The organism is Shewanella marisflavi (assembly GCF_023283925.1).
In the GTDB taxonomy this organism is placed as follows: Bacteria; Pseudomonadota; Gammaproteobacteria; order Enterobacterales; family Shewanellaceae; genus Shewanella; species Shewanella marisflavi.
Window position 1 is genome coordinate 126,606 of record NZ_JAKIKX010000005.1, and the last position, 13,192, is coordinate 139,797.

The following is a 13,192-nucleotide window of genomic DNA, read 5'->3' on the forward strand; positions in this document are numbered from 1 at the left end:
AAGTTTGTAGTGTTTCTAATTGTGATTTTACTGAGTCTTTAAAAAGGCTGTTTGAAGGCCGAACAATGGGCGGAATTGACTTTCATGAATTTAGTCAATTCAGTTGAATGATATGCTACTTGCTAACCCTTTGAGTGTCTGGCTATAAAATGACTTTTTGAGTGATATGAGTTAGCGAGAAGTGGCAGCATTCGCTAAAAAATGAGGAGACAAAGTCTCCTCATTGTCGTTATTGCTCACTTAGGCCGTTATAGAGAGTGTCTATCCAGGTTTCTTGTGAGATAAATTTCCAGCCCCACCCCTGTAGTGCTTCGGGTAATCCCTGCTGTTTTATCTCGTCGAGAGACTTTTTGGCTTTAAGTTGCTGCATCATCCAGTCGATAGACATATCTAGCATCTTTTTGAAACGAATAAGGTCTTGTTTTGTGGCGAGATCGCCATGGCCAGGTATGATTTTAGTATCTTCATCGACCCTGGCTAATATGGTGGCAACACTGTCACGATAGCCAAGCACAGAGCCTCCTGCCTTCAGATCGATATAGGGGAATCTGTCTTTAAAGAAGAGATCGCCCATATGCACCACAGGTGCGTTGCGCCAAAACACGACACTGTCGCCATCGGTATGGGCAGCGCCCAGATGCACTAGGTGCAGGGTATCGCGATTAAAATGGATCTTGATCCCTTGTTCATAGGTGATGCTTGGTAGTGCCTCGGGTGAAAACTTTTCGTCGCTGGCTAATCGCTTAAGTACATTATCGTGGGCGAATATGGCGCCAGTTTGTCCGAAGAAACCATTGCCGCCAGTATGATCCCCATGATAGTGGGTATTGACGATATATTTGGGTTTGCCAGTTTGAATATCGGCCAGCGCCGCACTAATTTTGTCGGCTAAAGGGGCAAATTGATCATCTATGATGAGTACACCATCCTCGCCGGCGGACACACCGATATTGCCGCCAGCACCGCTAAGCATATAGATATGCTCGGTTAACTTGGTGGCTGAGATTTTTACCTGTGCAAATTTATCCTCAGCGGCAGTGTAGCTAATGCTTACACAGTAAAGCAGTAAGCTGGTTAGAGTGAAGCGAGCCATGCTATTCATTGGGGAGCCTTTTTATATTTGTTGAATCAGTTTATATAGTTGCATATTAAAAAGGCTGCAAGAAGCAGCCTTTTCTTTTCCTTAAGTTTTAGTGCGCCCACGGCATGATACGGCGGGTAAACTGATCGGCGTTGCCAAGTTTTATCGCTGCCTGATGGCGCATACGATAAAGTGCTTGATAACAGAGCGGCACCAGATAGAGACTGGTAAGCGTCGAGAAGCTTAAGCCACCTATGATGGCAATTGCCATAGGCGCATAAGGGGGACCGCCGCCACCGATTTGGGTATCTCCCATGGCGAGCGGTATAAGTCCCAATACTGTGGTACCAACCGTCATCAATACCGGACGTAAACGTGTAATACACACTTGGCGTATGGTATCGGAGAGGCGATCCAGTTCGGGTGTTTTCTGGTTTATCTGATCCACCAAGACTATCCCGTTATTAACCACTATGCCCATTAAGATCAGAATCCCAATCATTGCCATGATAGACATTGACGTGCCTGTCAGTAACAGTGCCCAGAAAACTCCGGTAATGGAAAATAGGATAGAGGTAATGATGGCCGTTGGCAGCAGCAAAGATTCAAACAGGGCAGCCATGACGATATAGATCATGGCGATAGCCAAGATCATATTGGTCGCCATGATGGCCTGATCTTCGTCCTGGCGCTGGAAACCGCCACGTAGCGAGTAACCATAGCCAGGTTGGAACTGTACGGTATCCATCACCTGCTTTATCGCTTTTTGCGCCGCTTCAGTGGTCATCTCATCTAAGTTAGCGCCGATAGAAAGCGCGGTTTGACGATCATAGTGGCGGATAGTGTCAAATCGTGGACGAATCGAGATCTCGGCCAGGCTCTGAAGTGTATAGACGCGACTGCCCTGACGGACGATTGGCAGCTCTTTGAGCTTTTCCAAAGATTCGCGCCACTTCTTATCGTAAGCTAACTCGATGCGCAGCTCACCGCTTGGATCGTGTCTAAAAGAGCGTAGTGGTGAGCCGCGAAGCGCCATAGAGACATTACGCGCCAGCTCGCTGAGGCTTAAATCAAGTCTCGCTGCCATAGTGCGATCCAGCTCGATTATCACTTCTTGCTGCGTGCTGTTGAGCTCTGAGCGCACATCGCTAAGGCCTTCAATCTTGGCCAACAAAGGAACCACTTGCTCGCTGATGGTGATCAGTTCGCTGGTGGAGCGGCCAGTTAAAGTTACGCGAATGCCATTGTTATCATTGCCCCAACCAAACTGTGGTTTGGCGATGGAGAATTTAGGAAAGCCTTCACGTATCTTGCGTTTCAACGCCTTGATATCTATGTCGGCATCTTCTTGCAATAGCAGGGTCGATTGACCTCGGTCAGCAGAGAAGTAGCTGTATACCGAGTCGATATAGAACTCCTCTTTATTGGCATAGAGGTAATCTTCCATGCGGTTGATCATCGCCTCGGTCACATCCAGACTGTGGCGTCCCTCTACCTGATAGTTGATGTAAAGGCGGTTGTTTCCCTCACCATCGTTTTGGTCTTGCTGCACCATGCTCAGTGGCAGGGCTGTCGATGCCAAGATGATCACGGCAATCACGCCTGAACGCTTGGGTCTGCACAAGATCCATGCAAGGCTGCGCTCATAAAAAGATTGTAGTTTGCTTGGCTTAGGGTCGGTCTCAATCTCAAAATGCAGCTTGCTTAACATCAAGGGGATTAGTGTTTTGGCGATCAAGAGTGACGCCGCCAGCGAGATACAGATCGCTATGGCGACATGTTCCAGGAAGATGGTCAGCTCCACCTTTACCCCAAAGATATTGGGCAGGAACACGATAGCCGTAGTGAGTGTCCCAGCCAGTACCGCCAGAGCAACCTTGTTAACCCCGGTGAGCACAGCTTGAGAGGTCGATGCTTTGCCCTGATGTTGCTTTTCCTGCAACACACTTTCACTTACCACCACGGCATTGTCGATCAGCATCCCCACTGCCAGCAGCAAGCCCATCATCGAGAGAATGTTCAGGCTATAGCCTAAGAAGTACATGCCCGCCAGTGTCATACACAGTGAGATGGGCACAGAGGAAACCACTACAAGTGTCATCTTGAGGTTGCGCAGAAACAGATACAGCACAGCAAATGAGAGCAGGGCGCCGATTAAGCCTGCGGTCAGCAGATCCGATAGGGAAGATTTAACCCCATAGGCCTGATCTTCCATGATAAACAGCTTGATGCCGTTGAACTGCTGATCTTGCTTAGCCGCTTCGATAACCTTGAGTACCCGTTCAGATACATCGACCAGATTGGCACCGGACTCCTTAAATACGTCCAGACCGACAGCATATTTCTGATCCAGATGACGACCGTCCAGGCGCTCAGGCAGGGCGTAGCGAATCGAGGCGACGTCCCCTAAGGTCACGCCAGGGATCAACACTAAGGCTGAGATATCATCAAGGTCGCGAAACTCGCCCTTAGGCGATACTTGATACACCCTAGTGTTGGCCCTGAGTGTACCGGCGCTGACGATAAAGTTTTCCTGGCTCAGACGTTGTTGTAATGCCGTGCTGCTTACGCCGGTGGCGCTGAGTTTATCGGCATCGAGTCGTATCTCAATTTGCTTTTGTTCAACGCCATAAAGACTCACCTGAGAGACCCCTTCGACTCGCTCAAGCGGCTTCTTAAGCTGCTTGTCCAGTAGGTCAAAGGCACCAGAGAGCTCCCGCTCGCTAGAGATACGTATAGTCAGTACCGGCATATCAGCGGTAGAGAACTGGCGGATAAAGACGCGTTCGACATCTTTAGGCAACAGGTGACGCACGGCATCCACCTTTTCCCTGGCTTCCAGACTCTTGGTGGAGACGTTTTCGCCCCACTTCATCCTGAGTTCAATTTCGGCGCCATTTTGCGATGAGCGCGATCTCAGCTCTTCGATCCCTCCCATGGTGGCGAGGGACTCTTCTAGCACATTGGTGATCTCCCGCTCTACTTCGGCGGGAGTAGAGCCCTTGTAGGGCACTTCTATCATCACCTGGGGCATCTCGATGCCAGGAAACATCTCCAGAGGCAGCAGACGACTCGATGCCAAGCCAAAGAGCAAGATAGCGACGAAGAACATGCTGGTGGTCACAGGCCGACTGATGGCTAAACGAGTGATATTCATACTCATTCTCCCTTTTGAGCGACTTCGGCAGGTGCATCAAATGCCTTGCGGTCAAACAGGGCGTAGAGCGCCGGGATCACCACGAGTGTTAGCAGGGTTGCCAGAGACAGACCGAAGATAACGGTGATCGCCATAGGTGCACGCACTTCGCTACCATCGCCTAAGCCCAGTGCCATAGGTGCCAAACCTAAGGCTGTCGTCATTGTGGTCATGATGATGGGGCGCAGGCGGGATTTTGCGGCTTCTTCGATGGCCGTTAGCTTAGCGATGCCCTGTTGACGCAACTGATTGATGCGATCCACCAAAACGATAGCGTTGTTCACCACTATGCCTGCCAGCATGATAAGACCGATAAACACCACAACGCTCAGGTGAGTTTGGGTGATGAACAGGCCAAAGATACTGCCACCCACCGCCATAGGTACGGCGATAAGAATAAGCAGGGGATGAATGAGCGACTCAAACTGACTGGCCATGACGAGGTAGACCAGAAATACTGCCAATACTAAAGCGATTTGCAGTGACTGGAAGGAGTGTTCCATCTCCTCATTTTGTCCGCCAAAACGTACCTGAATCGAGCTTGGTAGGTTTTGCTGATCTATGATGCTTCTGGCCTCAACTACTGCGTCGTTGAGATCGCCATAGGCAAGGTTAGCCGAGACAATAGCCACTCGCTGCTGGCTGATACGGTTGATGGCTGAGGGCCCCAGATTCAAAGACACATCGGCAACGGCACTCAGCGGGATCGGCTGATTGCTGTTGGGGTTGATGATCATCGAATCGATATCGCTGATCTGGTCGCGCTCCTCAAGTTCGCTACGTACCAAGATGTCGATCTTTCTGTCACGGACAGTGTACTGACTGGCGACTGTGCCGCCGATGCGCTGGGCGATACGGTTAGCAACCGTCGGTGCGTCCATACCCAAGGCAGCCAGGCGAGCGTGGTCGAAGCGGATACTAAGCTCTGGCTGACCGTCACGCAGGCTGGTGTTAAGGTCGGCGAAACGATCCGAGTCAGACAGCGCGCTGATAAGGTTATCTGCGGTCTGCTTGAGCTGAGCTAAGTCATAGCCAATCACCTCTATCTCCAGTGGCGTCTTGAAGCTAAACAGCTCTGGATGTTGAATTTTGGCTTCTAACTCAGGGATGCGCATCGCTGTGGTGCGCAGCACCTGGGTGACCTCATTAAAGGCTTGGTGGTCGGCCAGTACCACTTGCAGACGCCCCCAGTTTTCACCGCCGCGAGAGGTATCTGAAGTCATTAGCCCGCCGCTACCGGCTTGGCTGTATGCATGTTTAACATCTTCTCTGTCTTTGATAGATAATGCCAGCTTCTGTAATACTCTGTCTGTCTCGCTCACTTCCGTGCCAGGAGGCAGTAGGACCTCTACATAGAACTCACCTTGGTTCATCGGCGGGATCAGCTCCATGCCAAGCCTTGGGATCAAGCTCATCGTACCGAGTGTGAGGGTGAGGGCGATGGCCAGCGTTACCCAGGTAAATTTCAGGGCCTGACTCAGCAGCTTGTGATACAGGTATTCGAGGAGATGATAAAACCAGTTAAAGGCTAAGCTGATTGGGCGCATCACCAAGCCTGCAAGCCAGGAGAAGGCGCGGCTGAGTATCAGTGCCAAGGTTAGCAGTAGTGACGGTAAGTAACTAAATAGCAGTACGAAAGGGAAGGAGCAAACGGTTGCGCCGTAATGCTTTACCTTGGCCATTTTAGTGTCTAGCACAGGTTTTTCACGTTTTTGAACCAGGTGGGGCAGCGCCTTAAAGCCTTCGCGCGATGCCAACATTGGAATCGTGGTCAGCGCGACCAGTAGTGAGGCCAGTAGCGCGAAGGTTACCGTTAGCGCCTGATCCGAGAAAAGCGCACCGGCTACGCCATCGACAAATACCAGAGGCACGAATACTGCCAGAGTCGTCATGGTCGAGGCAAAGATTGCACCCGCTACCTCTTTGGTGCCTGTTACCGCGGCGTCTAGTTTATTCATTCCCAGCTTACGACAGCGATCGATGTTTTCCAGCACCACAATGGCGTTATCAACCAGAAGTCCCACTGCCAGGGCGATACCACCCAGTGACATAATATTGAGACTGATGTCGGCAAAATACATCATATTAAAGGTGGCGATCACGGAGAAGGGAATCGAGATAGAGATGATAAGGGTCGGCACTATGTCTCTAAGGAACAGATAGATCACCAGCATCGAAAGCAGACTACCAATCAGTGCTGCCGAGGTGACTTCGCTCACCGCGCTTTCGATAAACTCGGATTGGTCATAGATCACCTTAAGCTCCGCTTTTTCGTTGAGCTTTTTGAGGGCATCTAATTTAGCGCTAACCTTGCGCGCCACAGCAACCGTATTGGCATCACCCTCTTTATAGATGGCCAGTTCGATAGATTCCGCCGAGCCGATACGGGTGATATCGTTACGTTCCTTGTGGGCATCTATGATGTCGGCCACCTCGAACAGACGCACCAGGGTTTGCTTGTCGCGATAGACGATGATCTGGCCAAGCTCATCTAAGGAGTTAAATTGATTTAGCGTACGTACCAGATACTCTTTCTCACCCTGAACCACTTTACCGGCAGAAAGGTTGATGTTCTCGGCAGCGATTCGCTCACGGATCTTGTCGGCATTAAGGTTAAGTTGGGTCAGTTTTTCCTGATTGAGTTGAATATGTACTTCTTGCTCCAGACCGCCAGAGAGTCTGACGGCCGCGACGCCGCTAAGAGATTCCAGCTGACGCTTTAGCTCCTCCTCGGCAAAAGTACGCATCTGCTTGAGTGATTGTTCATCGGCGTCGGGTAGGGAGAGCGCCAGACGGACTATGGGATCCAGGTTAGGGTTAAAGCGCAGCAGGAGTGGCTTTTTCACATCCAGCGGCAGCTCAATGGTATCTAGCTTTTCCCTGACCTCTAGGCTCGCCATGTCCATGTCTGTACCCCATTCAAATTCGAGTACGACATCGGACATGCCAGAGCGGGAGATGGAGCTAATCTTACGCAGGCCTTTAACGATACCAGCGGCTTCTTCGATCGGCTTAGAGACAAGCTGCTCGACCTCGACCGGCGCGGCGCCTTCATATTGGGTGCGTATGGTGATGGTAGGGTAGCTGAGATCCGGCAGTAGTTTCACTGCCAGACGAGAGAAGCCCACCATGCCAAACAGGATCACGGCTAACATAAACATCCACACGGATACCGGCCGTTTAACGGAAGTATTAATAATCGACATAAGCTGAGTTCCCGTTATTGTTGTGCGCGAGCAACGTCTAGTTGGCTGATCACTTCAACTAAGGATTGATCTTTGAGGTTTTGTTGCCCACGGATCACTATCTGCTCACCGGGTTCCAATCCAGACACGACTTCAACGGTATCGGCTTCGCGGTAACCTAACGACACTTCGCGGCGCAGGGCATTGTCACCTTGGACGACATATAGGGCGTATTGATTATCTTGATTGACTACAGCGTTGTAGGGAACGGTTATCACATTGCTATGAGTATCGTATCTCAGCTCTACCCGGGTAAACATACCCGCCTTGAGTTGGGCATTTTGGTTCGGAACAGACAGAGTGACTTTAAAGGTACCACTTTGTGGGTCGACTATGGGACTGATGCGAAGAACCTTCGCGTGAACAGTCTCTTTGGTGTGCTTGTTGGCATATAGCTCAGCTTCCTGACCTAAACGTAGGCTCTGCAGCTGTGCTTCTGGTAGGTGGACGATGCCGTAAAGTTCATCTTGGTTAACCACATAGAAGAGCTGCTCGAACTCTTTGGCCATGTTACCGGCCTTGACATAGCGCTTAGCGACAACACCGTCGATGGGGGAGCGTACCATGCTTTCCTGTACTTGCAGTGCAGCTAAGTCGCGTTTGGCGATGGCGGCCTGCAGGTTGTATTCGAGTTTGGCCATGGAGTCGGCGCTGATAAACTCTTTATTACCCATCTTCTTCAAACGATTCAGTTCTTGTTCGATAATCTCCACTTCGGCTTGAGAGCGCGCCAGGTCGTAGCGTTGGCGTTTCGCATCAATCACGGCTAACAGTTGCCCTTTGGTGACGCGATCCCCTTCTTCAACCTTAATCTCTTCGATAAGACCCGCGATACGGCTAACGACATCGGCTTCCTGAGGCGCTTCCAGGGTTGCAGTAGTGCTATAAAAGGAGGAGACGTCACCTTGTATTACAGTCGTGGTTTCAACGGGAACGGCGTATTTTTCTTCTTCTTTTTTTGTTTCCTCATTGCCACATGCACTGAGTACGGCAACAAATAGTAGGGGAAGTGCCAACTTAAACTTTGAAAAAGATTCCATGTGAAGATACCTATGTTATTTATCCAATTAGCCTTAGTAAGCACAAGGTGTGCCAAAATTTTAAATCTATATTTTTCAATTGTTTGTACCAAATAAACCCTTGAGTTGATGAACTTGTTAATTGGTTTGTAGCGAAAATGTTTAACAAGTGATGATTTTGACTACTTAAAGTTATGACTGTTAGCCATGGGAGCGCAAATTGGATTTGATACAAAATGTATCTTTAATATTTTAGTCGAAGCCTCTCTTGTTTGGCGGGCCGAATATGAGCAAAAAATAGGTATAGAACCTGATGCCATGGATGGAGTGAGAATGGATGCGTGATATTTAGAGGAGCCATAAAAGGACAGGCTTAAAAAGGCGTATATAAAGCGAGATAGGCATAAAAAAAGCACCCTTAAGGGTGCTTTTTAAGATTAGGCAGGGATTAACGCTGATCTAGTTTGACGAAGCCGCGTTCTGCCGAACCTGTGTAAAGCTGACGTGGACGGCTGATCTTGTGACCAGGCTGATCCAACATCTCTTTCCAGTGAGCAATCCAACCTACAGTGCGCGCTAGAGCGAACAGTACGGTGAACATGCTAGTTGGAATACCGATAGCCTTCATGATGATACCTGAGTAGAAGTCTACGTTTGGATAAAGCTTCTTAGACACAAAGTATTCATCTTCCAGTGCGATACGCTCAAGCTCCATCGCTACGTCGAGCAGTGGATCGTTAACCTTAAGCTCGGCAAGCACTTCGTGGCAAGTTTCACGCATGACTTTGGCGCGAGGGTCGAAGTTCTTGTAAACGCGGTGACCGAAGCCCATCAGACGGAATGGATCATCTTTATCCTTTGCACGTTCGATAAACTCAGGAATACGATCAACAGTACCAATCTCTTCTAGCATGTTCAGGCAAGCTTCGTTTGCGCCGCCATGTGCAGGCCCCCACAGTGAGGCAATACCCGCTGCGATACACGCAAATGGGTTCGCTCCTGAAGAACCAGCTAGACGCACAGTAGAGGTAGAAGCATTTTGCTCATGATCTGCGTGCAGGATAAAGATACGGTCCATAGCACGCTCGATGATAGGGTTAACCTTGTACTCTTCACAAGGGACCGCAAACATCATGCTTAGGAAGTTCCCCGCATAGCTTAGGTCGTTACGTGGGTAAACAAATGGCTGACCAATTGAATACTTGTAACACATAGCGGCGATAGTCGGCATCTTAGAGACTAAACGGAACGCCGCAATTTCGCGGTGGTGTTCGTCGTTAACATCGAGAGAGTCTTGATAGAATGCAGACAATGCACCTGTAACACCACATAGCATAGCCATTGGGTGTGCATCACGGCGGAAACCACGGAAGAACGACGCAAGTTGCTCGTTAACCATAGTGTGTGTCTTTACCGTGTAGACAAATTTGTCGTATTGAGCCTTGTTAGGTAGCTCACCGTAAAGCAGCAGATAACAAAGATCTAAATAATCTGAATCGACGGCAAGTTCGTCGATAGCGTAACCACGGTGTAAAAGTATACCTTGGGCGCCATCAATGTAGGTGATAGCTGATTCGCAGGATGCTGTCGCTAGGAATCCTGGGTCAAATGTAAAATGACCTTTGCTACCGAGTTTACTGATGTCGATAACATCAAATCCCGCCGTTCCTTTCTTAATAGGCAGTTCAATCGAATCGTTCCCTGGTAGTTCCAATTTGGCTATATTATCAGCCATACCCCGTTCTCCTTACTTCATTCTTATGTGAGTGCGGCTTTGTCAAACGCCAATACTTTACAGTGAATCTAGATCACATTTCAATTTAAATAACTGTTTAAATTTGTTAGACCATGGTCTTAATTTGACGTAAGTGCCCGTCATTAAAGCAACTTGCTAGAATTTTTTACCAAAAAAACAAAATTTGCATAATGTGATGTTTGTATTTGACATTTGTGGGGCGTATACTTGCTTCGGCTCGAAAGAGCTACAAACAAACCAATTCGAAAACCATTATTTACAAGCTTAATTAGTGTTTTTTGAATTAGTTAACTGTTTGTTTCAACTTTTCTTTTGAGGCGAGAGGAGGTGGTAAGTTTGCTTGCTGGTCAAATTTCGTTCGAAAGAGGTTCAATAACAAAAATAATGCTCAATGGAGCAGAGTGAGCAGAACGTGAAAAAGCAAAGACCTGTCCATCTAGATCTGCAGACCATTCGCTTTCCTGCAACAGCGATTGCGTCAATCCTACACCGTGTTTCCGGTGTCATCATGCTGTTTGCCGTCGGCATTCTTATCTGGTTGTTGAGTGAGTCACTCGCATCTGCTGAGAGTTTCGCGGGCATTCAATCTCTATTTGATAACTTCATCGTTAAGTTTGTCGTCTGGGGAATTCTTACTGCGCTTGGCTATCACCTGATTGTTGGCTTACGCCATCTGATTATGGATACCGGTTGTTGGGAAGAGTTGGACTCAGGTAACGCTTCAGCGAAAGCCGCGTTTGTTATTGCTGCGGCATGGTCAATCATTGCGGGGATTTGGGTATGGTAACAAATGCAGCGAGTCTTGGACGCAGTGGCGTTCATGATTTTATTCTTCTTCGTGCTAGTGCCGTGATCCTTACTTGTTACACTATTTTTTTAGTAGGATTCATTGCCGCTAGTGCTCCTCTCACTTATGACGTATGGCACGGGTTATTCAGTGCTTTGCCGATGAAAGTGTTTACGCTTTTAGCCTTGGTTGCCATTCTGGTTCATTCCTGGATCGGTATCTGGCAAGTGCTAACCGACTATGTTAAGCCGGTCGCAGTTCGTGGCGTACTCCAATTCGTCTTCGTCGTAGCAGCACTTTCTTATCTGGCTGCTGGCATTGTTATTGTGTGGGGTGTTTAAGTGAGTATTCCAGTTCGTGAATTTGATGCAATCGTAATTGGCGCCGGTGGCGCGGGTATGCGAGCTGCACTACAGATTTCTAAAGAAGGTAAGAGCTGCGCGCTGTTATCTAAAGTATTTCCAACGCGTTCTCATACCGTTTCAGCCCAGGGTGGTATTACCGTAGCCCTAGGAAACGCCCATGAAGACCATTGGGAACAACACATGTACGATACGGTAAAAGGTTCCGATTTCATCGGTGACCAAGACGCTATCGAATTTATGTGTCAAACCGGTCCAGAAGCCATTATCGAGCTTGAGCATATGGGTCTACCATTCTCTCGTTTCGAAAACGGTAAGATCTATCAGCGTCCTTTTGGCGGCCAGTCTAAAAACTTCGGTGGCGAGCAAGCAGCTCGTACCGCTGCTGCGGCCGACCGTACTGGTCACGCGCTACTCCACTGCCTATACCAGCAGAACGTTAAGCATAAGACTGAAGTCTTCTCTGAGTGGTACGCACTGGATCTCGTGAAAAACGAAGATGGTGCTATCGTTGGCTGTACTGCAATCGAAATCGAAACCGGTGAGATTGTTTACTTCAAGTCTAAAGCCACTATCTTAGCGACAGGTGGTGCTGGCCGTATCTACGCCTCTACCACTAACGCTCACATCAACACGGGTGACGGCGTCGGTATGGCGATGCGCGCTGGTGTGCAGATGCAAGATATGGAAATGTGGCAGTTCCACCCAACCGGTATCGCCGGCGCGGGTGTACTGGTCACTGAAGGCTGTCGTGGTGAAGGCGGATATCTGCTAAACAAAGACGGCGAGCGTTTCATGGAGCGTTATGCGCCAAACGCGAAAGACTTAGCATCGCGTGACGTGGTTGCACGTTCTATGATGACTGAAATTCGTGAAGGTCGTGGTCTCGATGGCCCATTAGGTCCTCACTGTCTATTGAAACTTGATCACTTAGGTAAAGAGACCCTCGAAGCACGTCTACCTGGCGTATGTGAACTGTCTCGTACCTTCGCGCATATCGATCCGGCCGATGGCCCAATCCCTGTATTGCCAACCTGTCACTATATGATGGGTGGTCTACCTGCTAAGGTGAGCGGTCAGGTGATTCGTAAGAATGAAGACGGCAGCGAAACTGATGTTTCTGGTCTGTTTGCCGTAGGCGAAATTGCCTGTGTATCGGTACACGGTGCCAACCGACTCGGTGGTAACTCGCTACTTGACCTTGTGGTCTTTGGCCGCGCAGCGGGTCAACACTTGGGTAAGGCGTTGGATGAGACTGCTGATCCTAAAGATGCTACCGATGCCGACATCGCGAAATCACTTGAGCGTCTAAACCGTTGGGAAAGTAACAAAGACGGTGAAGATCCTGCGAAGATCCGTAAAGATCTTCAGCTGTGTATGCAGCTTAACTTCTCAGTATTCCGTAGCGGTGACGCCATGGCAGAAGGTCTCGAAGAGCTTAAGGCGATTCGTGAGCGTCTGGCCAATGCCAAGTTGTCTGATAACTCGAAAGAGTTCAACACTCAGCGTATCGAGTGTTTAGAGCTAGACAACCTGATGGCAACAGCCATCGCCACGGCTTACGCGGCTAACTTCCGTAAAGAGAGTCGTGGGGCGCACTCACGCGAAGATTACCTCGAGCGTGATGATGACAACTGGTTATGCCACAGCCTGTTCGATCCTGTGACAGAGCAGATGACCAAGCGTGCGGTGAACATGGAGCCTAAGCTTCGTGAAGCCTTCCCGCCAATCAAGCGTACCTACTAA

General features: G+C 49.2%; 8 protein-coding genes. 3 read left to right on the plus strand and 5 right to left on the minus strand.

The genetic code is table 11. The annotated features are described in order from the left end of the window. Positions 1-229: 229 nt before the first annotated feature. The 5 genes from L2712_RS11965 to L2712_RS11985 all read right to left on the minus strand — a co-directional run bounded on the left by L2712_RS11965 (position 230) and on the right by L2712_RS11985 (position 10,276). Positions 230-1,102 (minus strand): MBL fold metallo-hydrolase, encoded by an 873-nt coding sequence (locus tag L2712_RS11965; RefSeq protein ID WP_248977906.1) that lies wholly within the window; start codon positions 1,100-1,102, stop codon positions 230-232. Positions 1,103-1,190: 88 nt separating this feature from the next. Then, on the minus strand, positions 1,191-4,238 hold the full coding sequence (locus L2712_RS11970; RefSeq protein WP_248977907.1) for an efflux RND transporter permease subunit: 3,048 nt from the start codon (positions 4,236-4,238) through the stop codon (positions 1,191-1,193). A 2-nt stretch (positions 4,239-4,240) separates the two neighbouring features. Then, the gene (locus tag L2712_RS11975) at positions 4,241-7,483 is read right to left on the minus strand and encodes an efflux RND transporter permease subunit (protein WP_248977908.1); all 3,243 of its coding nucleotides are present in this window, start codon (positions 7,481-7,483) and stop codon (positions 4,241-4,243) included. A gap of 14 nt (positions 7,484-7,497) precedes the next feature. After that, positions 7,498-8,562 (minus strand): efflux RND transporter periplasmic adaptor subunit, encoded by a 1,065-nt coding sequence (locus L2712_RS11980; protein WP_248977909.1) that lies wholly within the window; start codon positions 8,560-8,562, stop codon positions 7,498-7,500. Between the two features lie 427 nt (positions 8,563-8,989). Further along, the gene (locus L2712_RS11985) at positions 8,990-10,276 is read right to left on the minus strand and encodes a citrate synthase (RefSeq protein ID WP_033539611.1); all 1,287 of its coding nucleotides are present in this window, start codon (positions 10,274-10,276) and stop codon (positions 8,990-8,992) included. A 412-nt stretch (positions 10,277-10,688) separates the two neighbouring features. On the opposite strand from L2712_RS11985, the gene sdhC reads away from it, so the two are divergent. Genes sdhC through sdhA form a run of 3 tightly spaced genes read left to right on the plus strand, consistent with a single transcriptional unit; the run spans position 10,689 to position 13,192 of the window. Further along, positions 10,689-11,084, plus strand: a complete 396-nt coding sequence (gene sdhC, locus L2712_RS11990; protein ID WP_033539612.1) for a succinate dehydrogenase cytochrome b556 subunit — start codon at positions 10,689-10,691, stop codon at positions 11,082-11,084. Further along, the gene (gene sdhD / locus L2712_RS11995; protein ID WP_033539613.1) at positions 11,078-11,425 is read left to right on the plus strand and encodes a succinate dehydrogenase, hydrophobic membrane anchor protein; all 348 of its coding nucleotides are present in this window, start codon (positions 11,078-11,080) and stop codon (positions 11,423-11,425) included. Before sdhC ends, sdhD begins: the two co-directional genes overlap by 7 nt. Further along, a complete protein-coding gene (gene sdhA / locus L2712_RS12000; protein ID WP_033539614.1) occupies positions 11,426-13,192 on the plus strand; it encodes a succinate dehydrogenase flavoprotein subunit in 1,767 nt (588 codons plus the stop codon). It begins immediately after the preceding gene.